This is a genomic window from Methylorubrum aminovorans (genome assembly GCF_022179725.1).
Taxonomy (GTDB): Bacteria; Pseudomonadota; Alphaproteobacteria; order Rhizobiales; family Beijerinckiaceae; genus Methylobacterium; species Methylobacterium aminovorans.
Genome location: NZ_BPRC01000004.1, coordinates 150,380 through 174,477, shown reverse-complemented (window position 1 = coordinate 174,477; position 24,098 = coordinate 150,380). Strand labels below are relative to the sequence as shown.

At 65.2% G+C, this 24,098-nt stretch carries 18 protein-coding genes and 4 pseudogenes; 8 read left to right on the top strand and 14 right to left on the bottom strand.

Annotated elements, in window-relative coordinates:
* Nucleotides 1-132: 132 nt before the first annotated feature.
* From mnhG to MFF24_RS08700, 7 genes are all read right to left on the bottom strand, one after another.
* Nucleotides 133-474, bottom strand: a complete 342-nt coding sequence (mnhG, locus tag MFF24_RS08730) for a monovalent cation/H(+) antiporter subunit G (RefSeq protein WP_108942377.1) — start codon at nucleotides 472-474, stop codon at nucleotides 133-135.
* Nucleotides 471-755 (bottom strand): K+/H+ antiporter subunit F, encoded by a 285-nt coding sequence (locus MFF24_RS08725; RefSeq protein ID WP_108942379.1) that lies wholly within the window; start codon nucleotides 753-755, stop codon nucleotides 471-473. The genes mnhG and MFF24_RS08725 overlap by 4 nt, the downstream gene beginning before the upstream one ends.
* Nucleotides 752-1,240, bottom strand: coding sequence for a Na+/H+ antiporter subunit E (locus MFF24_RS08720; RefSeq protein WP_133089013.1), 489 nt, complete (start codon nucleotides 1,238-1,240; stop codon nucleotides 752-754). The genes MFF24_RS08725 and MFF24_RS08720 overlap by 4 nt, the downstream gene beginning before the upstream one ends.
* On the bottom strand, nucleotides 1,237-2,877 hold the full coding sequence (locus MFF24_RS08715; RefSeq protein WP_238223976.1) for a monovalent cation/H+ antiporter subunit D: 1,641 nt from the start codon (nucleotides 2,875-2,877) through the stop codon (nucleotides 1,237-1,239). The genes MFF24_RS08720 and MFF24_RS08715 overlap by 4 nt, the downstream gene beginning before the upstream one ends.
* Nucleotides 2,874-3,242: a Na+/H+ antiporter subunit C gene (locus MFF24_RS08710; RefSeq protein WP_108942385.1), complete on the bottom strand. Its 369-nt coding sequence runs from the start codon at nucleotides 3,240-3,242 to the stop codon at nucleotides 2,874-2,876. The genes MFF24_RS08715 and MFF24_RS08710 overlap by 4 nt, the downstream gene beginning before the upstream one ends.
* Nucleotides 3,242-6,169, bottom strand: coding sequence for a monovalent cation/H+ antiporter subunit A (locus MFF24_RS08705; protein WP_238223975.1), 2,928 nt, complete (start codon nucleotides 6,167-6,169; stop codon nucleotides 3,242-3,244). The genes MFF24_RS08710 and MFF24_RS08705 overlap by 1 nt, the downstream gene beginning before the upstream one ends.
* 329 nt (nucleotides 6,170-6,498) lie before the next feature.
* Complete coding sequence (locus MFF24_RS08700; protein ID WP_238223974.1) at nucleotides 6,499-6,708, bottom strand: hypothetical protein; 210 nt, start codon at nucleotides 6,706-6,708, stop codon at nucleotides 6,499-6,501.
* A 458-nt stretch (nucleotides 6,709-7,166) separates the two neighbouring features.
* On the opposite strand from MFF24_RS08700, the gene MFF24_RS08695 reads away from it, so the two are divergent.
* Entirely contained in the window at nucleotides 7,167-7,370 is a 204-nt protein-coding gene (locus MFF24_RS08695) for an FAD-dependent monooxygenase (RefSeq protein WP_238223972.1), read from the top strand.
* A gap of 140 nt (nucleotides 7,371-7,510) precedes the next feature.
* Here the strand turns inward: MFF24_RS08695 and MFF24_RS08690 are convergent.
* Both MFF24_RS08690 and MFF24_RS08685 read right to left on the bottom strand, forming a co-directional pair.
* Nucleotides 7,511-8,282, bottom strand: a pseudogene (locus tag MFF24_RS08690) (IS5 family transposase).
* Between the two features lie 159 nt (nucleotides 8,283-8,441).
* A pseudogene (locus MFF24_RS08685) lies at nucleotides 8,442-9,402 on the bottom strand (IS630 family transposase).
* A gap of 933 nt (nucleotides 9,403-10,335) precedes the next feature.
* On the opposite strand from MFF24_RS08685, the gene MFF24_RS08680 reads away from it, so the two are divergent.
* From MFF24_RS08680 to MFF24_RS08660, 5 genes are all read left to right on the top strand, one after another.
* Nucleotides 10,336-11,475: a glycosyltransferase gene (locus MFF24_RS08680; protein ID WP_238223971.1), complete on the top strand. Its 1,140-nt coding sequence runs from the start codon at nucleotides 10,336-10,338 to the stop codon at nucleotides 11,473-11,475.
* A 128-nt stretch (nucleotides 11,476-11,603) separates the two neighbouring features.
* Nucleotides 11,604-12,944, top strand: coding sequence for a lipopolysaccharide biosynthesis protein (locus MFF24_RS08675; protein ID WP_238223962.1), 1,341 nt, complete (start codon nucleotides 11,604-11,606; stop codon nucleotides 12,942-12,944).
* 15 nt (nucleotides 12,945-12,959) lie between these two features.
* Complete coding sequence (locus tag MFF24_RS08670) at nucleotides 12,960-14,165, top strand: endo-1,4-beta-xylanase (RefSeq protein WP_238223961.1); 1,206 nt, start codon at nucleotides 12,960-12,962, stop codon at nucleotides 14,163-14,165.
* Nucleotides 14,166-14,295: 130 nt separating this feature from the next.
* Nucleotides 14,296-15,318 carry a glycosyltransferase family 2 protein gene (locus MFF24_RS08665; protein ID WP_238223959.1) on the top strand — a complete coding sequence of 341 codons (1,023 nt, stop codon included), beginning with the start codon at nucleotides 14,296-14,298 and terminating at the stop codon, nucleotides 15,316-15,318.
* Between the two features lie 5 nt (nucleotides 15,319-15,323).
* A complete protein-coding gene (locus MFF24_RS08660; protein WP_238223957.1) occupies nucleotides 15,324-16,604 on the top strand; it encodes an O-antigen ligase family protein in 1,281 nt (426 codons plus the stop codon).
* On the opposite strand, the gene MFF24_RS08655 is transcribed toward MFF24_RS08660, so the two are convergent.
* From MFF24_RS08655 to MFF24_RS08640, 4 genes are all read right to left on the bottom strand, one after another.
* The gene (locus MFF24_RS08655; RefSeq protein WP_238223955.1) at nucleotides 16,586-17,368 is read right to left on the bottom strand and encodes a polysaccharide deacetylase family protein; all 783 of its coding nucleotides are present in this window, start codon (nucleotides 17,366-17,368) and stop codon (nucleotides 16,586-16,588) included. The two genes, MFF24_RS08660 and MFF24_RS08655, sit on opposite strands and share 19 nt — an antisense overlap.
* A 5-nt stretch (nucleotides 17,369-17,373) precedes the next feature.
* The gene (locus MFF24_RS08650; protein ID WP_238223953.1) at nucleotides 17,374-18,534 is read right to left on the bottom strand and encodes a GNAT family N-acetyltransferase; all 1,161 of its coding nucleotides are present in this window, start codon (nucleotides 18,532-18,534) and stop codon (nucleotides 17,374-17,376) included.
* Nucleotides 18,531-19,466, bottom strand: coding sequence for a hypothetical protein (locus MFF24_RS08645; RefSeq protein WP_238223951.1), 936 nt, complete (start codon nucleotides 19,464-19,466; stop codon nucleotides 18,531-18,533). The genes MFF24_RS08650 and MFF24_RS08645 overlap by 4 nt, the downstream gene beginning before the upstream one ends.
* 306 nt (nucleotides 19,467-19,772) lie before the next feature.
* Complete coding sequence (locus tag MFF24_RS08640) at nucleotides 19,773-21,281, bottom strand: GumC family protein (RefSeq protein ID WP_238223949.1); 1,509 nt, start codon at nucleotides 21,279-21,281, stop codon at nucleotides 19,773-19,775.
* Between the two features lie 314 nt (nucleotides 21,282-21,595).
* Here MFF24_RS08640 and MFF24_RS08635 point away from each other — a divergent pair, with 314 nt between their 5' ends.
* Both MFF24_RS08635 and MFF24_RS08630 read left to right on the top strand, forming a co-directional pair.
* Complete coding sequence (locus MFF24_RS08635; RefSeq protein ID WP_238223947.1) at nucleotides 21,596-22,810, top strand: DUF1972 domain-containing protein; 1,215 nt, start codon at nucleotides 21,596-21,598, stop codon at nucleotides 22,808-22,810.
* A gap of 180 nt (nucleotides 22,811-22,990) precedes the next feature.
* Nucleotides 22,991-23,191, top strand: a pseudogene (locus MFF24_RS08630) (transposase); the annotation flags it as partial.
* A gap of 37 nt (nucleotides 23,192-23,228) precedes the next feature.
* Here the strand turns inward: MFF24_RS08630 and MFF24_RS08625 are convergent.
* Nucleotides 23,229-24,091 (bottom strand): annotated as a pseudogene (locus MFF24_RS08625) (IS3 family transposase); the annotation flags it as partial.
* Nucleotides 24,092-24,098 lie beyond the last annotated feature (7 nt).

Genomic DNA, 24,098 nt, shown 5'->3' with positions numbered 1-24,098 from the left:
TGACAAGCCGGTCTTCCGCGGAGGGTCGAATGCGGGCCCTGTTCACCGGCACGAGCTACCGGGTCGCGGCCCTTCGTGAGGCTAGAGGCCGGGCGTTGACCCCCAAGCCCAGAACTCCCGGCTCCACAGGAATCACGGCTCCGGCGGCGCGCCCGGATTTTTCTCGGTGCGGTCGCGGTGGGCGGCGGCGCGGGAGAGCAGCAGCATCGTCACCGGCGTGGTGAGGGTGATGAACAGGCCGATCAGCGCGTCGCGCAGGACGATGTGGCCCTCGACCAGCGACAGCAGCAGCATCGAGCCGGTGAGGATCAGGAAGGCGCCCAGCGTCGCGCCGAGCGTCGGGGCGTGGACGCGCTCGTAGAAGGTCTTCAGGCGGATGAGCCCGAGCGCACCGGTCAGCGCGAAGCCGGCGCCGCCGAGCGTCAGGACCACGACGATCCAGGCCGCCCAGACGGGCAGGTCGGGGCCGTTCACTGGATCACCTCGCCCTGCATCAGGAACTTGGCCAGCGCGACGGTGGCGGTGAAACCGATCATGCCGAGGATCAGCGCAGCCTCGAAATACAGCCCGCTGCCGGTGCGCATTCCGTGGACGACGATCGCCAGCATGCCGTTGAGATAGAGCGTATCGAGGCCGAGGATGCGGTCCTGGGCGCGGGGGCCGCGCAGCATTCGCCACGCGGCCAGCGCCATCGCCAGCACCAGCATGCCTTGGGCGAGGCCGAGGCCCCAATCGAGGACGGTGGCGGTGCTCACGCGAAGATCTCCATCAGGGGGCGCTCGTAGCGGTCCTTGACGCGGCGGACCCAGCCCTCGCTGTCGGTATCGTCGATCAGGTGCATCAACAGGCGCCCGGTATGGGTATCGTACTGGACCCAGAGAGTGCCAGGCGTCGCGGTCAGGATGATCGACAGCACCGAGAGGCCGAACGGCGTCTGCATGTCGAGGGGGATCGAGACGAAGCCGGCGCGCCGCTCGCCGCGGCGCAGGCCGAGGATGATGCTGGCCACGTCGATGTTCGAGCGCAGCATGTCGTAGAGGACGATGAACAGCAGCCGGACGGCGAGACCGGGGCGGCGCACCCGAACCGGGGCGGGGCGCAGCGCCCGCATCACCGCCGGAACGATCAGTCCGATGAGGAGCGCCAGCACGATGTTGCCGGGGCTCGGCGGCGCGTTCAGCACCAGCCACATCAGCGCGAGGCCGGCGGAGAGGAAGGGATGGGGCAGCAAGAGGCTCATGATCCCGCTCCCGCCGCGCCATTGCCGGTGGCTTTGCTGGCACCTTTGCCCACGCCCGCATCGAGCACGGCGCGGACGTAGTCCTGCGGCTGGGACAGCCAGCGCACGGTGGCCTCGGTATAGGCGAGCGCAGGCCCGGCCCAGAGGGCGAGTGCCACGCAGGCCGCGAGCAGCACGGTGAGGCTCGCGAGTTCCGGCGAGCGCAGCACGGGCTGCGGGTCGTCGTGGGGCACCCAGAGGCTGAAGATGCCGAGCCGGACCAAGGGAATCAGGGTGCCGAGGCTCGACAGCGTGAGCACGGCGATCAGCCACCACGCCGCGGCGCTCATCGTGCCGGAGGCGAGGCCGGAGAACATCGCCAGCTTGCCGACGAAGCCGGCGAGCGGGGGAATGCCGGCGAGCATCAGCGTGCAGACGAGGAAGCCGCCGCCGAGGATCGCCACCGTGGCGGGGATCGCCCGGCCGATCTCGGTCGCGCCGGCATCGTCGAAGGGATCGCGGTACTCGTCGGCGAAGACGGGCTGCGCCACGTCCGCCGGGTCGCGGCTGCGCTGAAGGATCTCGGCCAGCAGGAACAGGGCGGCGGCGGCGAAGGTCGAGCCGACGAGGTAGTAGAGCGCGCCCGAGAGCGCCCCGTCGCTGCCGGTGCCGAGTGCGGCCAGCACGGTGCCCGAGGAGATCATCACCGCGTAGCCCGCCGCCCGCGTCAGTTCGCGCGCGGCGAAGATGCCGACCGTGCCGAAGGCGATTGTCGCGAGCCCGGTGGCGAGGATCCAGCTCTGGCCGAACCCTTCCGAAGAGCCGGCACCGAACAGGAGCAGGCTCAGGCGGATCACGACGTAGACGCCGACCTTGCTGAGGATCGCCAGGATTGCCGCCGCCGGAGCAGTGGCGGCGGCGTAGGTGGTCGGCAACCAGAAGCCGAGGGGCCATGCGCTGCATTTGATCAGGAAGGCGATGCCGAGCACTGCGCAGCCGACCTCGAACAGGCCGATCTCAGCCGGCGGACTCGTGAGCCGCCGGGCGAGGTCGGCCATGTTGAGCGTGCCCATCGTGCCGTAGATCAGGCTCACGCCGACGAGGAAGAACAGCGAGGCGACGAGGTTGACGGCGATGTAGCCGAGCCCCGCTCGGATCCGCGTCTCGCCCGAGCCGTGCAGCACGAGCCCATAGGAGGCGGCCAGCATCACCTCGAAGAACACGAACAGGTTGAACACGTCGCCGGTGAGGAAGGCGCCGTTCACCCCCATCAGCAACAGCAGGAACAGGCCGTGGAAGCGCGGCCCCGCACGGCCCCAGCGGGCGAAGGAGAAGACGAGGGCGGAGAGCCCCAACACACCGGCCAGCGTCAGCATCATCGCCGAGAGCCGGTCGGCCACCAGCACGATGCCGTAGGGCGCCGCCCAGTTGCCGAGCCGGTAGACCTCCGGCGCCTCGGTGACGCGGAAGACGAGAACGACGGCGGTGGCGAGCATCGCCAGCACCGTGGCGAGGCTGAGCACCGACTTCAGGCGGTGGCGCCGCTCGTCCATCAGGAACATCGCGCCGGCCACCGCGATCGGCAGCACGATCGGCAGGACGATGAGATGGTCGGACCACAGGACCGCGCCGGGTCCGCTCAGGAGGGGCGCGGTCATGGGTGCGGGTTCTCCGGGGTCGGTTCGGCGTGGTGCGGTTCGCGGCCGTCGACATGGTCGTTGCCGGTGACGCCGCGGGCGGCGAGCAGCACGACGAGGAACAGGGCGGTCAGCGCGAAGCTGATGACCAGCGCGGTGAGCACCAGCGCCTGCGGCACCGGATCGTCGACCGACACGGTTTCCGGCCCGGTCTTGAGCACCGGCGGCGCGCCGACGGTGAGCCGGCCCATGGCGAAGATGAACAGGTTGACGGCGTAGCTCAGCAGCGAGAGCCCGAGTGCCACCTGGAAGGTGCGCGGACGCAGCATCAGCCACACGCCGGAAGCGGCCAGGATGCCGATTCCCGCCGACAGCACGATTTCCATTACGCCGTCTCCTCGGCGGCCCGCTCGGCTTCCGCCTCCGTGCTGCGGGTGCGGCGAAGCGATTGGTGGGCGAGCGCGACCAGCATCAGGGCGCTCGCGCCGACCACCAGCACCATGATGCCGAGATCGAACACCAGGGCGCTCGCCGCCGGCACCTTGCCGATGAGCGGCAGCTCCCAATAGGCGAAATAAGCGGTGAGGAAGGGCCGCCCGAACACCCACGAGGCCGCGCCGGCCCCCGCCGCGATCAGCAGGCCGAGGCCGATCCAGGCGATCGGCTGGATCCGCAGCCGCTCCTCCACCCACTGCGCGCCGCAGGCCATGTATTGCAGGATGAAGGCGATGGTGAGCGCGATGCCCGCCGCGAAGCCGCCGCCGGGCAGGTCGTGCCCGCGCAGGAACAGGTGCAGCGACAGCAGAATGATGAAGGGGAACAGCCACGTCATCACCACCCGCGGCACAAGGAGCGCATCAGCAGCGGTGTCGCCGGGCTTGCGGCCCTCGCGGGCGCGGTCATAGGCGTCGTGACTGTGCTGCTGCTTGGGCCGCTCCAGGCTGTCGGGCGCCGGGCGGAAGCGGCGCAGCAGGGCGAACACCGTGAGCCCGACGATGCCGAGCACCGAGATCTCGCCCAGCGTGTCGAAGGCGCGGAAATCGACCAGCAGCACGTTGACGACGTTGCGCCCGCCGGCCTGCGGATAGGCCTCCTCGATGAACCAGCGGGCGATGCCGTCACCGGCCGGACGGGTCATCACGGCGTAGGCGAGTCCGGCCAGGCCGAGGCCGACGAAGGCGGCGATGCACAGGTCGATGATGCGGCGGCGGCGTGCCCGTGCCCGCTCCGCGGGAGGCGCCGGGATCGCCGCGTCGCGCTTCGGTAGCCAGCGCAGGCCGAGCAGCAGCATCACGGTGGTGACGATCTCGACGAGGATCTGCGTCACCGCGAGATCGGGCGCCGAGAGCCAGAGGAAGGTCAGACTGCTGACGAGACCCGCCCCGCCGACGAAAATAGTGGCCGAGAGGCGGTGATACTTCGCCCGCTCGGCGGCGCCGATCGCACAGGCCGCGCCGACGACCCACATCAGCGCGAAGGCGGGATCGAACGGCGTGAGCCGGCCCGGCGCGAGCAGGTCGAGACCGCGAGCGGTGCCCGCCGCGAGCGCGGCGAGCAGGGCGGCGAGGAACAGGATGCGCAATTGCGGCTGGAGCCGCTCGGCGCCGAACCACTGCTCCAGGCCGCGGGCGCCCTTGGTCAGGCCGGTCATCGTGCGCTCGAACAGCCGGCCGCCGTCGAGCCGGTCCATCAGCCAGGGACCGCCGCGGGGATTGGTGTCGATGCGCTTGCCGAACAGGACGTAGAGCAGCACGCCGCCGACGAGGGCGGTCATGCTGAGCACCAGCGGCAGGTTGAAGCCGTGCCAGATCGCCAGGCTGTAGGTCGGGGCGTCCGCGCCGAACACCGCGCTCACGGCACGCTCGAGCGCCGGGCCGATGGTCAGGTTCGGCACGAGGCCGATGGCGATGCAGGTGAGGACGAGCAGCTCGATCGGGATGCGCATCCACCGCACCGGTTCGTGCGGCTCGTGCGGCAGGTCGTGCGGCGGCGGGCCGAAGAAGGTCTGGCGGATGAAGCGCAGGGAGTAGAGCATGGTGAAGGCGCTGGCGAGCGTGGCCAGGACCGGCAGGGCGATGTGGATCGGGTGGTCGCCCATGTTGTCGACCGCCTCCGACAGGAACATCTCCTTGGAGAGGAAGCCGTTGAGCAGCGGCACGCCGGCCATCGCCGCGGCGGCGACCATGGCGAGCGTGCCGGTATAGGGCATCGCCCGCCACAGGCCGGAGAGGCGGCGCATGTCGCGCGTGCCCGTCTCGTGGTCGATGATGCCGACCGCCATGAACAGCGACGCCTTGAAGGTGGCGTGGTTCACGGTGTGGAAGATCGCGGCGACCACGGCGAGCGGCGAGTTGAGGCCCAGCAGCAGCGTGATCAGCCCGAGATGGCTGATGGTCGAGTAGGCGAGCAGACCCTTCAGGTCGTGCTGGAAGATCGCGCTCCATGAGCCGACCAGCAGGGTCGCCATGCCGGCGCTTCCGACCATCCAGTACCATTGCTCGGTACCCGAGAGCACCGGCCACAGGCGGATCATCAGGAAGATGCCGGCCTTCACCATCGTCGCCGAGTGCAGGTAGGCGCTGATCGGCGTCGGCGCCGCCATGGCGCGCGGCAGCCAGATGTGGAACGGGAACTGCGCCGACTTGGTGAGCGCGCCCGCCAGAACCAGCACCAGGGCCGGCAGGTAGAGCGGGCTGTTGCGGATCGTGTCACCCGAGGCCAGCACCGTGCCGAGGTCGTAGCTGCCGACGATGCGCCCGATCAGGATCGTTCCGACGAGAAGGCACAGGCCGCCCGCCGCGGTGATCGTGAGCGACATGCGCGCGCCGTCACGGGCCGCGGCGTTGTCGTACCAATAGCCGATCAGCAGGAACGAGACGATGCTCGTCAGTTCCCAGAACAGAACGAGTTGGATCAGGTTGCCGGAGAGAACGATGCCGAGCATCGCGCCGACGAAGGCGAGAAAATAGGAGAACAGCCGCGGCACCGGGTCGGCGGCGGCCATGTAGTAGCGCGCGTAGAGCACCACGAGCGCGCCGATGGCGAGCACCAGAACCGAGAAAAGCCAGGCGAGCCCGTCGAGCCGCAGGACGAAGTTGACGCCGAGGCTCGGCAGCCACTCAACCGCGTGGACGACGGTGCCGCCCCCGGCCAGTTGCGGCGTGAGGGCGAGGATGCAGCCGAGGCTGGCCAGCGTCACGAGCCCGGCGAGCCCGGCGGCAGCATTGCGCGCATGGCTGGGCAGGGCACCTGCGATCACGGAGCCCGCGAAGGGGAGGATCGCGGCGGCGGCGAGAAGGGCGTTGGACGACATCAACCCGGGCGAGGTGCAGGCTCGGGAGCGGCCTGAAGGACGAGAAGGGGCGGCGCGTGCGAGCGAGGCCGCCCGCCGTGGCGGACGCGTCACCCGTGCTTGCCGTTAAGGCATGCCCGAAGGGTCGACCGCAAGTGAAGCACGAGAAAAGACGAAATTGATCCGATGGTTGCGCGACGTGAGAAACCACACGTCGTTTCCCGGTTCGCCACAGACCCTTCCGACCGATTGGCGCGCACCCGTCATCGGGCCGACAAAGATCGGTCAACGGTTCCGGCCCGCTTCACTTGCCTCCCGACTCCCGGCCGGCGCCCGTCTGTCTTTCGCCCTCAGAGCGGGAACGCCGACAGCGCCTGTTCGAGTGCCCGACGCGCCATCTGCCGTGCGGCGGCCTCGGTCTGCGCCTCCGATTCGATGGCGGGCACCCGCACCGTCGCCGCGACCTCGACGACCTCCCGCCCCGCATCCGGCCGGCCGAAATGGACCCGCACCACGACCTGTCTCCGGCCGTCGATCACCTCCTGCGTTTCCTGGGTCATCCGAACCGGCATCCGCCTCTCCCATTTCGGCCGGCGGCGCCCGTTGCACCCGCCGTCTCCGGCAGAACGAACGACGCTCAGGGCGATGCGTTGCCTCGGCCCGGCGCGGAAGGGCTGAGGCTATGGGCCGCGCGAGATCCGCGGGATGAGGAATCCTCGGGGACGGCCGTCTTCCGACACCGCTCCGGAGCTCGACTAATCCTCCGGCCGACAAACGCCGATCCTCGACTGCGGGAAGTCCCGAAATCATCTGAAGCGGCGGATGAAGTGTCCGCGAACGGGCCGCTGATCCCGTTTTGATGCGGATTTCCCGAGGCACGCACCTTGCTGATCCGACGTAACGCAGTCGTCGTCGGTCCCGGTCGCCCGAGGGCCGGGGGATGATGCGGCGCCTGCCCCGCGCCGGATTTCAAGTCGGTTCAGAGACTCGCAAGATCGATCGCAAACGGGACCCCAACATGGACGTGAGAAAAGCTCCCAACGTCGTCATCATCGGTCTCGGATATGTCGGCCTGACCCTCTCCGTCGCGCTGGCTCGCCGCGGCGTGCAGGTCTACGGCATCGAGAAGCGGCCGGACGTCGTCGAGAAGACCAATGCCGGCGTCCCGCACTTCGCCGAGGTGGGGCTCCAGGCGGCGCTCGCCGACGTGGTGAAGAGTTGAAACGGCAAGAATCCCCCCGAGAGCTTGCGTAGGAACCCCCAAGACTGCCGTTCAGGCTCAGCAATTGATTGCACTGTAATGAGCAACTCTAAGAGTCTTTCCGATAAGTCACGGAGCGCGTCCGAGGCGTCGGACGAGGATCATGCGAGGATCATGGCAGCGGCGGCGTAGAGGAAGGCTTGGGCCGAGGCGAGAGTGGCCTCCGGATCCTTCCAGAGGCGGCGGTTGCGGCTGATCCAGGCGAAGAAGCGCTCGACGACCCAGTGGCGCGGTTGAACGGCGAAGCCGACCTGCCCGGGTGGCTTGCGCACGATCGCGACGGTGATGCTCGTGGCCGTGGCGGGTCGGTCTCCGGCATAGCCCGCATCGGCGAACGCCTTGATGATGAACGGGAAGGTGCGACGCGACAAACGCAGCACCGGCACCGCTCCGTCGCGATCCTGTACGTCGGCGGGCTGCGGATCGAGGACGAGGGCACGCCCGTCCGTGTCGACCAGAGCTTGGCGCTTACGGCCCTTCACCTTCTTGCCGGCATCGTAGCCGCGCGGCCCACCGCTCTCGGTGGTCTTGATGCCCTCATCCTGAGGCTCTCGAAGGATGGCTATCCAGAACCGCCGCCGACGGCGAAGCCTCGCGTCCGATCCGTTCACGGTCAGCCATGACGAGGTGGTGGTTGATCCGGCCGAACAGGCCGTCGTCGCGCCAGCGGCTGAAGTAGCTGTAGGTGGTCGAGCGGGGTGGCAGATCCTTGGGGATCAGCCGCCACGCGATCCCGCCGCGCAGCACGTAGAAGATCGCGTGCAGGATCTCCCGCATCGTCCAGACCGGCGGACGCCCGCACGGTGCAGGCTTGGGCATCAGCGGCTCGACCACAGCCCATTCGGCATCCGTTAGGTCGGTTTCGTAGCGCAGGCCCGAGCGGCTATGCTACCGCCGGGTGGTCGGGGTCCACATGGCACTTCCAGGTCAGGCTTCAGCACCCTTCTGGAAGCATCGCCATCCCGGCCACTCAACCCCAAACTCAACCCCAAACTCAACCCTTATCAGACGGGCTCTCAGAGCTGTTTCCGCTTACGTAGCGACGGCCAAGTCGTTGTCATAGCCGGCGGCGGCGAGGCCGTTGCGGCACTCGTCCGGGGTGAAGCGGGTGAAGGCCTGCCGGATGGCGTCCCAGAGGTCAGGCACGGTGCGGGCGGCTGCGCTCCGCAGCAGCGCTTTCAGCTTGGCGAAGATCTGCTCGATCGGGTTGAACTCGGGGCTGTAGGGCGGAAGGTAGAACAGCCGCGCGCCGGCCGCCTAGACCCGCTCGCGGATGCCGCTGACTTTGTGAGCTTGCAGGTTGTCGAGGATCACGGTGTCGCCGGGCCGCAGCACGGGGACGAGGTGGTTGGCGACGTAGTCGCGAAAGCGCTGGCCGTTGGTTGCGCCATCCGCGAGGTCGAGGGCGCACGGGCCGGTGGTGCGCAGAGCGGCGGTGACGGTGGTCGTTTTGTAATGGCCCTGCGGTACGAGGAGCTGGCAGCGCTTGCCGCGCGGGGCGCGGCCGTAGCGGCGGGCCATGTTGGTGGCAGCCGCCGTCTCATCGAGGAAAACGAGCTTGTCGGGGTCAAGGTCGGGCTGAGCCGCGAACTACGCCTCACGCTCCGCCTTCACGTCGGCCCGCTCCTGCTCAGCCGCGTACAGCGCCCCTTTTTACGGGTGATCCCGTGGCGAGCGAAGAAGCGTGACAGCCCGCTCGTGCTGGTCGGCACGCCCTGCTCGGCCAGGGCGTCGCGCAACTCGCCGAGCCAAGAGCTCGGGCTGGGCCTCGTCGAGGGAGGATCAGATCCGCATGCACCTCGATCGCCGGCAGGCTGTCGTCGCCGTAGGTCGGTTTGGGTAGGACGTGCCCCTGCTGCGCAAATCGTTGCGACCAGCGGCTGACGCTCGACACGCTCACCCCAAACCGCGCCGCCGCTCGATGGAAGGAGGCGCCCTCTGCCACGGCCGCCACGACGCGCTCGCGCAGATCGACAGACAACGGTGAAGGCATCGCGGACTCCTTTACCGGGTAACGCACCAGTCACTGTCCCGTCGCAACACCGCCGGGCACGACTCTAGCAGAGCCTGCCCCGCTGATTCCATTGAATGTTTTGGTGATGCGGGCGCTGCCATTTCCCGAGGGTCTGACGGGCAAGTCCTTCGTCCCCAGCACCACTGCATACAATAACAATATCTTACAATTAAGAGGCAATCATATAGCGGAAAATCTTTGCAATTTTTGGAAAGGCTGCGTGAAATAGCAACAAGATTACGATTAGGGCTAATAATATAATAAATTCGGGTAATTAAAATATGAAAATACAGCTAACTATAATATATAACAAAACTTTCACTATAGACTATTCCATCCTGTGGTCTTATATTTACAAAGATAAAATTTAATAATTATTAATATTTCTTATAATAGGAAACTTATCTCTCATCGACATTATTATAAGCAATACTGCTTGAAAAAGGCCCAATACTCTCACTAATATCTTATCATAATTCATAATCGCGGCTCAGACATCACGCGTTTCAGTTCCCTTCAAATTTTATTTAATATACTCTAATCCATATTCCAGATGACCAATTCGACTGTCGGTACAGATTACGTAAGAAACAATTGCATAATCACGACAATATGTCAAGCGGTTACTGATATAAACTGCAGCCCCAACCAATCCAAATATATGGTGAAGCTCTCGAGCATCAATATACCAAGAGGCAGATCTCACGCTCAAATTTGTCAGCCGTAGCCGCTTGATCGATCCATAGCCCTTGCCGTGCAATATTTCACCTAAACCAATCCTTGCAATACGATCAATTTTTAAGCATTAGCTGAGCAATATTATTATCGATATAAACAGCATGTACGAGCTCTGGCACATAATAATGTCTCTAATTAGCGAAATATAAACTTATTTATATCTCTTATAAGCTCATGAAAATTTCCCTGCTCACCACTATTGTGCCCAATACCTCAAAGACGGGCAGTGAAATTGCCACCCAGGCAATCTTGGCGGTACTCACGGAACTTGGCCACGATGTTACACTTTATGCATACGGGCGTGCACCATTTCGGGTGGCATCTCCTGTAGACAGTGTACTCTTGGGGACAATCCCGATTGAGACTGCAACGGCGCCCCCAGTCGATAAACTGTCCTGGGCATGGCGCAGCCTGCGCTCAGGTCATCCTATTTCCTCAGAAAAATTTAATTACCTGCCGGCCCATCGTCTTAAAGAGGAGATCATCCGTGCTAGGCCAGAATTGCTCATTGTAGATCACGTCAATCTTTATCCGTTCGTACGCGAACTCATTGGATCCATTCCTGTAGGGGTGATTTTCCACGATATCCAGGCGGCATCGTACGCCATGGTGGCCAAGGCGGCCCGACGCCTCTGGTGGCGGGCAATTTATGCACGGGAGGCCCGGCTCAACGCTGAACTCGAGCGGCATGCAGGGGCAGAGGGGTGTTTCGCGTGGTTCTTATCACAGGCTGACGCCGACCGCGCCAGACGCGACCTCGACATCACGCATGGGGCCGTGCTGCCTTTATTTTTCCCTCTTGGCTCCGATCCGGTGCGGGCGAGTGTTGACTACGACATCGGTCTCATCGGTACCTGGAGCTGGCCACCGGTGCGCGAGGGCATGACGTGGTTCCTCGAACATGTAGTGCCGCGCCTGCCGCCAGAAATGAGCATCGCGGTGGCGGGTGCAGGATCGGAGGCGTTACCGGAGGGGCGGATCCGGCGCCTCGGCCTCGTGCCGGACGCGCGCGCCTTTCTGGCCGGCGTGCGGGTCGCCGCTGTGCCGACCATCGCGGGTACTGGCATCCAGATCAAGACCCTGGAACTGGCCGCCACCGGCACGCCTGCCGTGTCCACCAGGCTTGGGGTCCGAGGACTCGACGTGGTGCCCGACAGCCTGCGGGTGGCCGAGACGCCCGAGAATTTTGCGGCTGCCCTAGTCGAGGCGGTGCGCCACCCGCGAACCCACAATCCGGAGGTGGGTTGGGCCTGGAACGAAGCACGGCGCCGCGCAGCCGTCACGATGATCGCTGACGCACTCGCTGGGCTCTGACGCCGTCCTACCCGGGAGGCGTCTTTGGCAGAGTTGTCTTGGCACGCGGGCCGCAGGCTCTAGCGAATCAATGGGTGGGCCTGTGCAGGATCGGTACGGGCTGACCCATTTCCACCCAGAGGAGCCCGATGCAGGACAGCCGGACAGACCTGCTGATCGACGAACCTAGCCGGATGCGCCGTCTGCTATTCCTTCGGCGGCTGCGCGCGGCCTGGGCCGGACTGGGGGAGCGCGGCCTTGTGCGAGGCTACGTCCACCTGCTCGGTGGCTCGGTAACCCGGCTCCTGCTCTCGCTCGTCTACTTTATCTCTTTAACGAGCGCGCTCGGCCTTGACGATTTCGGCCTGTTCGCCACCAGCGCTGCGGTCGGCATGGTGCTGTCGCGCCTCGCCGCTTTCGGGTACGGCGCTAACATGGTGGCGGTCTCGGCAACGCGCCCGCGGCTCCTCGGCCGCTATCTCGGATCCTATGCCGTCTGGCTCGCGGTCTCGCTGCCGTTCTGCCTTGGGCTGGCGCTGCTCGTCCACTGGGCCTTCTTCCCGGGCCAGCTCCTCGCCTACCTGACGGTCGTCGCGGTTGAGGTTGTGGTCTGGCGGCTCATCGACCTCGTGGCGGTGATCAACGGCGGCCTCGGCCGCTACGCCCGCTCCGCCGCGGCGTACAACATCGGCTTCCTCGCCCGAACCCTCGCGGCGCTCGCCTTCCTAGGATCGAGCGACCACAGCCTCGCAGCATGGGGGCTCGCCTACGCGGCGGCCAACCTCACCGCGCTCCTGGTCGTCGCCGCTACCCTGCTACCGCGAGCGCGCCTTCGCCTGCGCCGCCGCTCTCTGCTGCTGCGCGGTCGCAACGCCCTGGCGCTTGCGGGGGCCTACGTCGTATCAGCTGGCCAGGGGGAGAGCGACAAGGTGCTGGTCCTCGCCCTCGGGGGCGAGGCGAATGCTGGCCTCTTTGCCACCTGCATGCGCCTCGTCGACCTCACCGCGATGCCGGTGCGGGCGTTCAACGTGATCATGATTCGCGCCCTGTTGCGCGACCCAGCCGCGATGCGGGGGACCTGGGCCAAGCTAGTCACCGAGGTCGGCATCCTGATCGTCTCCACGGCGGTCTTCGCGGTCATCACCCTGGCGCTCCAAGTCTGGCCCAGCCTGCTCGGTCGCGAGGTCGCCAAGGCAGCCCCGATCTTGCCCCTGCTCTGGGCAGTGCCGGCCCTGCGCAACCTGATCGAGTACCAGGCCGAGCTGCTCTATGCTTGGCAGCGGATGTTCGGCCTGTTCTGGATCTCCAGTCTCTTGATCCTGCTGAAATCCACCTTGATCGCGGCCGTGTTCTGGCAGTTCCACGGTCCAGCGCAATGGGCCGGGATGATAAACGCCGTCTTCCTGGTCGCCTACTTGGCCTCCAGCCTCGGCACCTACGCCTTCGGCCGCCGGGGGCTGGGAGCGGCTGACCCTAGACCGCTGGCTTGAAACAGGAAACCGATTGTGACGCAGCCATCGCACATCGATCGCCGGGCGGCCCTGAAGGGCGTGGTCTTCGGCACCGCCGTCCTGGCAGCCGGTCCGGACTCATCCGCCGCCCCGGCAGCTCCAGCAAGCTCAAGTACCGGGAAGCCGGGTCCCGCGGCGCGAGCCCGGTCGGTGGCCCCGCTCGGCACACCGATTGGTTGCGCAGTCCAGGCTTCGCTCCTCGACCAGGACGCGGGCTACCGGCGGGCGATCCTGCGCGACTGCGACTTGGTAGTAACGGAGGATGCGCTGAAGTGGGACCGCCTGCGGCCGACCCGCGGCGCCTTCGACTTCACCGAGGGCGATGCCATCGTGCGCTTTGCCCGGAATGTCGGCCTCGCCGTGCGCGGCCACGCCCTCGTGTTCCACGGCCAAGTCCCGCCCTGGCTTGACACAGTGCGCAGCCGCGCCGAGGCCGAGGCCGAGCTGCGCAAGCACATCGCCAACGTGGTCGGGCATTACCGCGGCGCGATCACCTCCTGGGACGTGGTCAACGAGTTCACGGACGACGCGCCCGAGCGCGGTACCGGCTTGCGCAACACCCTCTGGCGGCGCCTGATTGGAGACGGATACATCGAGATGTCGCTGCGTGCTGCTGCGCAGGCCGACCCCGCCGCCCAGCTCCTACTGAGCGACTACTTCCTTGAATTCGAGGGCGAGCACTACGACTCCCGGCGCGCCGTGATGCTGCGCACGGTGCAGGGCCTGGTGGCGCGGGGCGTGCCGCTGCACGGGGTTGGGATGCAGGGCCACCTCTACTCGGACCGCGTGATCGACCGGGCCGCCGTGGCGCGCTTCGTCGCAGAGGTGCGGGCGCTCGGCCTCGTCGTGGTGGTGACCGAGCTCGACGTCATCGACCAGACCTTCCCGGCCGACCTACGCCAGCGCGACGAGCTCGTAGCGCAGCAGGCTTTCCAGCTCCTCGACGCTATCGCGGAAGGCGGCGGCGCCGACGCAGTGTTGACCTGGGGCCTGCGCGACCGCGACAGTTGGACTCGCTGGCACAAGCCGCGGCTGGACGGCCTGCCGACCCGCTCGCTCCCCCTCGACGATGACCTAAAGCCCAAGCCCCTGCACGAGGTGATGCAGCATTTCCGACGGCGGGTTCCCACAGAGGGGCGATCGCCCGGCCTTGGATGCTCTCAGGGTCGAGCGGGCGGCCTTGCGGGAACAACGCCTTGAGCACTGCACGGCGCAGATCTCGAACTTCATGCGGCACCCGACGTCGATCCGGTTCCGTCCAAATCCAGCGAGCGCGCCTGGCCGATCGTCTCAGGCGCGGTCTGATCGCTTTGAGACCAGGATGGTCACCATGACTGCATCGATGAACCACGGTGGAACCTGGCGAATGCCCTCCCGCCGGGACGAGTGTGCGGCAACGTATGAGGTCGTGCACCACGGCCCCGTCGAGGCGCCCGAGGTGGTCGTGTGCATACCAACCATGCGCCGGCCTCACCTTCTGACACGAACCCTGCAGTCGCTCGCAGCGCAAGATGTGAGGCTACCATTCGTCTGCCTTGTCGCAGACAATGACCCGTCCGGCCGCGAGGGTGCGGCGATCGCAAAGGCCTTCCTGCAAGGTTCCAGTCTCGCTGGCGCCGTCATCGTGGTGCCACGGGCCGGCAATTGCGAGGCCTGCAGCGCCGCATTCGCGGCTGCGCGCACACTCTATCCAAGCGCGCCCTTCATTGCGATGATCGACGATGACGAGGAGGCGGAGCCAGATTGGCTGCGCCACCTGCTCGAAGCCCAGGAACGCAGCGGCGCCGATCTCGTCGGCGGGCCGGTCGTCGCGAAGTTCGAGCGCAGCGATGCCGGCTTCTTCGCCGCTCATCCGGTCTTCTTGCCCTACTACAGCACCACCGGACCGGTCCCATTTCTCTATGGGAGCGGCAATGTTCTCATTCGGGCAACCGTCCTCGACAGGATAGGATATCCGAACTTCGATGACGCCTTCAACTTCGTCGGCGGAGGTGATATCGACTTTTTCAAGAGGTGCTGTGCCGCCGGATTTACGGCCTGGTTCGAGAACGGCGCCCGTGCGAGCGAGACGGTCCCAATCGCCCGCACCCAGCTTCGTTGGGTGCTAGCCCGCAGCCTGCGCTACGGTGCGATCAACTACATGATCGAGCGGAAACAGGTGCGGACGATCGGCGGCCAGGCGCGCATCCTGGCTAAGAGCATCGCTCTGCTCGGTCTCAGTCCCATCCGCGCCGCGCGCCGGCTCCTTGCCTCCCGCAACCCGCTGATCGCCAGCCATCCCATCGCAGAGGCAGTCGGCCGGATCGGAGCGCAGTTCCGCCTGCGTCCAGAGCAGTACCGGAAAGCGCGGTAAGCCTCGTGACCACTGCTTCTATCGCCTCCCAGGGTCGCGATACCGTCCAGCGAGCGGTCCTGTTCCTGGGCAGCCTCATGGTGTTCTGGATCACGCTCGACCCCTTGAGCGATCTTTCGCGACCGCCCGGCGACCTGAGTTCGGGCGACCTGCTGAACCAGGTCCTCTACGTGGCGCTCTACTGCCTCACGATGGCGAAGCTGATCGACCTCGGTTGGCGGGGCGCGCGGCCGCTGCTGCATCCGGCCTATCTTCTACTCCTTGCCTGGTTCGCAGTCTCAGCCGTTCTCGGGGTGAACCCGGGCACATCCGTGCGCCGGCTCGTTCTCTGCGCCATGGTGATGAGCATCGTCGGAGTGCTGCCAATCCTGCCTCGCACCCAGCGCGACCTCGAACTCTGGCTCGGCACAGCAGCCATGATCGTGGTCGTCCTGTGCTATCTCGCCGTTCTCCTGGTTCCGGCGCTCTCGGTCCATCAAGCCGATGCGCCGCGCGAGGCCGGTCTGGCGGGCGACTGGCGCGGCATATACGATCATAAGTCGACGGCCGGCCCGATGATGATCGTCTTTCTGTTTATCGGGGCCTTCCTGGCCGGACAGGGCAGGCATCTTTTCGGTGGCGTCCTCTTCGTCCTCTCGCTCGTCTTTCTGCTCTTCACCGGGACGAAGCAGCCGACAGCGCTGATGCCGGTCATCCTTCTGGTTTCGCGGCTCGCTCTTCGAACCCGCTCGCGGCTTCTCTTTCTGGCGCTCTGCCTGGGAGCACTTGCACTCTACAACTTGATGACCGTGGGATCGGCCGTCATTCCCTCCGTGTCCGATATTGTGGCCAAATTGATCTCGGATCCCACCTTCACCAATCGGACCGGTATCTGGAATTTCGCGATCGATCGTTTCCTGGAACGTCCGCTCACCGGTTACGGCTTCATGGGGTTCTGGAGCACCGATGCGGTTCTGCAGAGCGATCCGCTCGGACAACTCGCGTGGACGGCCGAGGCAACCGACTCGCACAACTCCTACCTGGACCTCGCTCTCACGACCGGGTTCCCTGGCCTCTGTCTCGCGCTGTGGGTGGTCGTCCTCATGCCGCTCCTGGATTTCATGCGAGCCCGTCTCGACCCAACCAAGCGCGGGCTCGCGCTCCTGTTCTTCAGGATCTGGCTGTTCTGCATTTTCGTAGCCGCTCTCGAGACGGTCTTCTTCCTGCGCGACAGCGCCGTCTGGGTCAGTTTCCTGATCGCGATCTTCGGCCTGCGCTATCTCGCCTGCTACCCGGTGAGGCCCTGACTGGTCCGCAGGATGTCCCGGACGGTTCCGATGCGGCAACCGCGGGCGCGGGCGCCCTCGATCGCGTAGGCGAGACGCTCCGGCGTGACGCCGAACAACGAAGGCTGAGCCGCCACGTCATGGGCGTAGAACACCAACCACGCCCGCCGCGCCACGGCGGCGTCGAGCCAGGCGTCGATCTCCACCTCGCCGAGGGCCGCGTTCTCCAGGGCGACTGCCTCTAGGCGACCGCGGTCGGCCGCGCCCGTGATCGGGCCGCCGTGGACGCCCCGGCAGGCGAGGAAACGCTCCTGAAGGCGCAGCTTGTGGGCGAGCCCGATGGCGCCGTACGGATAGGCGAAGGTCGAGAGCGGCCCGACGACCGGTTCCAAAATGCGCGCGTTGGCCTCGACGTCCCGCAGGTAGGCGCCCAGGCCCGTCCGGGCGGCGCTCGGATGCGTGGCCGTGTGACAGCCGATCTCGTGGCCGCGGCGGGCAAGATCCGCCACGGCGTCGAGGCTCGCCAGCGGGTAGAGTTCCGAGACGGTGCCGGCGATTCCGCCGCAGACGTAGAACGTGCCCCGCATGCCCCTCTCCTCCAGGATGCGTGCGCCGGTCCCGGCCGCCGAGACGGCGATGTCGTCGAAGGTGAAGCTCACGGCGGCGCGCGTATCCCGGAGGAGAGGGGCGAGGGGGATGCGGCGCGTCACCACCGCCCGTGCGAGACGCCGCCCGACTTTGTCGCGCAGCGTCTCGAAGGGTGCGAGCGTCTCCGACGAGGGCATGGATCTCAGACCTTGGCGAAGGTGAACCTACCGAGCCAGGCCCGCAGGCGCCGGTCGAGTTCGGGATGGGCGCGCAGGCGGCCGACGAGCCGGGCGCGCAGGGCCGGCGCGAGCCCCCGCCAGCCCAGCGGGGCGACGAGGTCGACGAGGGCGAGCGGCTCGGTGCCGAAGCGACGCTTGTAGTCGTAGTTGCCGATGCTGAAATCGACGCAGCGCACCCCCTCGGCGTGGAGGAACGCCATGGTGCGCTCGATAACGAGCCGGCCCGGCGAGCAGTTCGACCAGCGCCCGCCCGCCTGGCCGATGCGGATCATGATGTAGCGCTCGCCTAGGCGCAGACCGAGGAGCCCCGCCACGATCTCGCCGCCGGCCACGAGGGCGGTGACGACCGTGCTCCCGTCAGCGAGCCCGCGCTCCACGAGGCGGTGGTAGACCGCCGCCACGTCGGGCTCGTTGAGGAAGTACGTCGCCCCCAGCGCGTCCATCCGGCGCTTCTGCAGGTTCTCGATCGCCGCGAGCACCGCGCGGGCCCACGCAGGGTCGGTCACCCGCTCAAAGGCCGCGTCCGGATGCTTGGTGAAGACCCGCCAGATCCGCTCCAGCTCCTTGCGCGCCGTCCGCTCGAGCCCGGCATAGCGCCAGGCATCGTAATCCGGACCGAGGCGCACGAGGTTGCCGTTGAGGGCGCAGGCGATCGCCCCAGGCAGGAGAGCCAAGGGGTTCGGCGCTCCCCCGAAGGCCGTTTCCATCTTGGCGAGGCGCACGAGATCCGCGGGTGGCAGGGCGCGGCGCACCGCCCGCCACAGCCGCGCCGCCTCACGCCGGTCCCGGGGCGCGGCCGGCCCGATCAGCGGAGCGTTGTAGTCGGTCAGGTCGAGATCGGCGAACTCGATCAGCCGCAGCGATCCGATCCGCCGCAGCACCAGCGGCAGCACGAGGGCGAGCTCCCCCGTTCGGGCCTGGCGCACCGTGACGATGACCGGCGTCAGGCCGGCCCGGCCGGCCATGGCCTCGTACCAGCTCGCGAGCCAGTCGGCGCCCTGGAACGGCGTCGGCGCAGTGCCGCCCCGGAGGGCCGAGACCTCGAAACGGGTCGCAGTCTCGGCCCGATAATCCGTCGCGGAGGAGGCCCGGGCGGCCGCGAGCGGCCGGTCGAGGGCGGTCACGCGGTAGCCTGCGCGTCGATGATCTGGCCGGGATTGGCACCGTCCAGGCGGAAATCGATCCGGCGTCGGGCCCCGCGCTCGCGCCGGACCCAGCGGCTGTTGCGAAGGACCTTCTGGAGTACGGCCTTGGACCAGTAGGACGGGCCCGTGATCGCCCGGCTGCGTGGGGGCATGCCGAGGCGGTGGCGCAGGAGCCCGTTGGCGAGGTTGACAGTCTGGAGGCGGTGGATCTCCTCGTTGGTGAACGAGATCGTCATGGAGACGTTCAGGCAGTCCAGGTTCTCGACTCGGTGCGGGGCGTTGAGCGGCCAGCTGAGCATCTGGCCGGGCGCGAGATCGAGGATCTGTGCGTGCTCGTCGTACCAGGGCTCGTAGGGCATATCGACCTCGACCTCGAACAGGGCGATGTCCTCGAGGTGCCGCTCGGTCAGGAAGGGGGGTGAGTTCGGGTAGATGTAGACCCGCTTGTGGCCGATCAGCTGCCAGAGGTGCTGGCCGGGCAGGTCGGCGTGGTAATAGACCTGCGCCGAGGGCGACGAGATCAGGATGCCCGCGCTGTGGTGGCGGGTCGAGAAGCCCGGCAGGCGCTCGGCCATCTCGGCGAAGATGGCGTCCGCCACCTCGGCATAGCGCTTGTCGACCTTCAGCACGTTGCGCAGGTTGAGCCACATCCGGCCCTTGGCGATCGCATCGATCACCGCCTTGCCTGGCAGGCCGCCGATGTCGCCCTCGCGCCAGTAGCGGCGCTGACCGCTCGCGCCCATGTGGATTAGGCTGTACTGCTCGCGCGGGTAGGTATTGATCAGCTCCGCCAGAGCCGTGCGGGAGAACAGCGGCATAGTATGGAGCCGATGTTGCAGACGCAGGGGCTGATGGCTCCAGAGCGCGCCGTGCTTGTCGGCCCAGTCCGTAAAAATCGGATCGCGATCCATAGGTGTTCGACTCCCTGTAGCGGCCTGTGTCGTTTTGATACGGCGTAAGCGCCTGCTTCGGTACGCTTATGAGCCAAATGTAGAAGCTTATTCCCAGCGGCCTCCCGGCGGGATCTGCATAGCAGCTGCAGTGCCACAAAAGATCGCGCAAACATTAATTAAACCACTGACGAAGCGGCTGAATATTTCTGTCACAAATTATATCTAAGCCGCGTGCGTTCGTAGATAGCGGAGTTGGGATAAATCATCCGGCCGACGGGACATCAATGCATGCTACTGGCTGCGGCTGTCGCCGTGAAGAAAGCCTTACGCCTCCGGCGACCGCACCAACTCGCGCGCCGTGCCAGTTCTGACCGTGGCGCGAGGTTGGGCCGGCTCCCGGTCCCGTGCCAGGTAGCGCAGGAGGGCGATGCCGGCGCTGGCGATCATTCCAAGTAGAAGAGCCGCAGGTAGTACGATCCGCGGCCCGGGCGGCCATGTCCGCTGACGAGGCGCCACCGCTTCAGAGATGATACGCACGTTGAGGGTATTGAGGCGCTCCTGCTCGCTGGCCTCCCGGGATCGCCGCAAGACACTCTCGTACAGGGTACGCAGGGCCTCCCGCTCGCGTTCGAGTTCGCTGAGGTCGACGACGGCGCTTTCGTTGGTAACCATCTCGGATTTTGCCTGAGCTAGCTGGCGGCGGATGGCCGCCTCGCTCCCCACGGCACGCTCAGCGTCCTTGCGGGTAGAATCGACGATCCGGCGCTTCTCAGCTTCGATGCGCTGCTCTGCCTCCCGCAGTTGGGCGTTCAGCTCCACGATGGCGGGGTGACGCTCGCCAAGCCGGGTTGCCGTCTCGGCCTTGCTGCGGGAGATCGCCGCGTATTGCTGGCGCAGCGCCTGCATCTCTGGGGACTGCAGCATTTCCGGGAGGGCCGTGCCGGTTTCACGGGCACGCATCCGCTCGGCCTGAGCCAACCGTTCCCGAGCTTCGACGGCTCGGATCGAGGCTGTCACGAGCTGCCGGTTGAGGTCGCCAAGCTGCTGGTCGGTGAGCAGGCGGCCACTCGCCACCATGAGTCTATTGTCTTGGCGGTACTTAACCACTCGTCTGTCGGCCGCTTCGACCCCCCGGCGCAGAGCCTCGAGGCGAGCCGTGAGAGCGTCAGAGACGCGCTTCGCGGCTTCAGTACGAGCCGCACTCTCCTCAGCGAGGTAGGCGCTGCCAACCGCATTTGCGATATTGGCCGCAAGTTGCGGATCCGAAGCCTTTGCGGCAACCTCAAGCACGAAGGTCCGTTCTGGCCGCCGCACGCTGAGGACACTGCTCAGACTGTCGATCGCTACGTTGACTGGGTCGTTCGCGCTCGCGGATGGGGTCAGGCCGAGCAGGCCCTTAACCGCGACCACGATCGGATTCGTGGAGTTGGGTTTCGCAAAATCTGGATCTTGGTCGAGCCGGAGCTGCTCTACAACCCGCCGCAACACCGTACCAGACTGAATAACGCGCGCTTGGCTCTCGGCGAGAGAAACCCCCGAATCAGCCTGCGGCGTACGGGTAGTAACTTCGTTTTCCAGTACCCGCAGATCAGAAGGATCAAGCAGGATCTGGATCCCAGCCGTGTAGATGGGCCGCATTATCCCGAGGCTTGCCACAGCAAGGGCGAGGCACGCGAGACCGCCAAGGGCGATGAATCCGGCCGAGCGCCACAGCACGCCTAGCAGTGCGATGGTGTCAAAGCCCCGACCAGTTGTGCCGGATGCGAGCTTGGATCCGCCCGCTAAAGCGATCCGAACTGGTTCCGCGGGAGCGTGACTCTCGAACCTGAACATCTGCTCCGTCTCTTCGCTGCCCGAGCCCGTGTCCTTACCAAATTGGCACGTTGCGGAGGGCGTACAGGCTCGCGGCGCAAGAGTGATGCCGAGGACAGCATGAGGCTACAGACTGTAAATACGTGATTTCTGAACAAATACCACCACCAAACATGAACGAACACAACAGGCTGCTAGGCGCGCGTAACCCATTTATCGCAAACAGATCCAGGCCACAATCCGACTTGCACCTTTCTTGCTATCTTAAGCCGATCCCTTTGCCCGCTGTACCAATTTGGGCCATTGGTTTGCAGAAATAGCACTGAGGCTGTATCATGCGGCGCACAATAGATGATTCCGATGTTCTGGCACAAAATAATGGCGATCTACAATCTCATACAGAAGTCATCCAAGCTAATGACGGACTAGATCCGCCGTGTTTGCTCATCTTGGGCTGCCGCGGTATTCCGGCGGCTCATGGTGGCTTTGAAACCTTTGCGGAGCGTCTTGCCTTGTTCCTCGTTTCCCGGGGTTGGAAGGTCGGCGTCTACTGCCAGCGTGAGGTTCCAAAAATTGATCATCGGGTCTCAGTTGAGACATGGCGCGGAATCGAATTGATCCAGGTAGAGGTTGCATCCAAGGGGCCGCAGGCGACACTCGAGTTCGATGCCTACAGTGTATTGGACGCAGCCCGTCGCGAAGGTGTGTGCCTGGTACTGGGTTACAACGGAGCCATCTTCCTGCCCTACCTACGCCTACGTGGACGCAGGGTCGTCACTAATATGGATGGTATCGAGTGGAAGCGACCAAAATGGTCGTGGCCGGTGCAGGCGTGGTTCTGGATAAATGAGTGGATCGCCGCCTGGACCTCTCACCGTCTGATCGCCGATCATCCCCAAATCGCCAACCATCTTGCAACGCGCCGCCCCCGCCGCGCGATAGCGACGATTGCCTATGGCGGCGATCCGGTTCCCTTCGCAGATCCGGCGCCGCTCGCGAACATGGGCCTAACGCCAGACGGCTACCTCGTATCGATCGCTCGCATTGAGCCAGACAACAACATCTTAACTATGGTCGAGGCATTCTCACGCCGAAGGCGGGAATGTAAGTTTGTGGTGTTAGGCAGTTTTATCTTAGGCAATCGCTACCACGAAGCAGTTCTAGCGGCGGCGAGTGAAGAGGTAATATTTCCTGGTGCAATTTATGATCCAACTACCGTACGGTCATTGCGTTACTATGCTCGCGCTTACCTGCATGGTCACACAGTAGGCGGCACTAATCCTTCACTTGTTGAGGCCTTATGGGCGGGAAGCGTAGTCGTAGCACACGACAATCTCTTCAACCGGCACACAGCCGGAGAGGATCAAATCTATTTCTCTGATAATTTCTCTTGCGAAAGCGCTATTGAGTTGATCTTATCTGACGATGACCGGGTAACCCGAGCCCGCCGCGCCGCTCGCGTCCGGGCTGAGCAGAACTTTTCCTGGGACATAGTCCTACATGCCTACGAGCAGGAATGCCTTACTCTTATTGGCAAAAGGCAGTTCTGATGTTCTATTAAAAACTTGATGTACGCGTACGGGAGTGATTCATCGGTGATAACTACCCTGTGCGAGTAGCAACTCGTTTTGGACACAGGAGCTGCCGTCGAATAGCGCTGTATGGCTTGCTGCCGGTTTCACGGACACCCGGTTTAGGTGTGATGGTGAAGCCGGAGGTGCTCCATGTAGCGTCGCAAGTTTGGACGTGAGTTCAAGATCGAGGCGGTTCGACTGGTTCGGGAACGTGGTGTCAGTGTCGCGCAGGTCGCGCGCGATCTCGATGTTCATGAGACGATGCTGCACCAGTGGGTGAAGCAAGCGGCGGCCGATCCCCAACACGCTTTTCCCGGTAAGGGGCAGATGAAGCCCGAGCAGATCGAGATCGACCGTGACCTGACCGGTATTTTGGACCGAGCCAGTTGCGAGGCTACTGCATGGTGGTGGCCATGGGTAGCTGGAAGGCCAGATCCGGAAAGCTGACAGGCGCTTGCGGCCGGTAGCCCAAGGATGAGTACGGCCGGAGGCGGTTGTAGGTGTCCTGCCAGAGACCGATCACGATTTGTGCTTCACTCAGCGAGTAGAAAATCTCCTGGCGTAGGCACTCGTCACCCAGATTGCCGTTGAAGCTCTCGCAATACCCGTTCTCCCACGGCGAGCCCGGGGCGATGTACTGGATCTGAGAGCCCGTCATGGCGATCTATTTGCAGAGTGCCTTCGAGATCATCTCAGGACCATTGTGGAACCGGATATGCTCCGGGATGCCGTGTAGGCACATCGCGTCGGCCAGCGCCTCAATCACATCAAGGCTGTTGATGCGCCGTGCCACCTTCAACGCCAGGCACGCCCGGCTATGCTCGTCGATCAGCGTCAGGATGCGCAGGCTTCGCCCGTCGTGCGTCTGAGCCTGCACGAAGTCGAAGCTCCAGACGTGATTGCGGCGAAGCGGCCGTAGCCGAACGCACGAACCGTCGTTCAGCCACAAGCGGCTGCGGGGTCTCTGCCGGCTTGGGACCTTCAGCCCCTCGCGACGCCAGATACGCTGAACCCGGTCCTTGCCCACCTGCCAGCCGTCTGCTTGCAGCAGCGCGGTGACGCGGCGGTAGCCATAGCGCTCGTACTCGGCGCCAGGGCGACGATGGCACGGGTCAGCGCATCCTCGTCGGCCAGCACGGTCGGCACGTAGCGTTGCGTGTCGCGGTGGTAACCGACGATCCGGCAAACGTGACGTTCCGAGAGGCCGTACTTCTCCCGAATACCGTCGACCGCCTGCCGGCATCGCTCGGGGGCTAGATGGGGT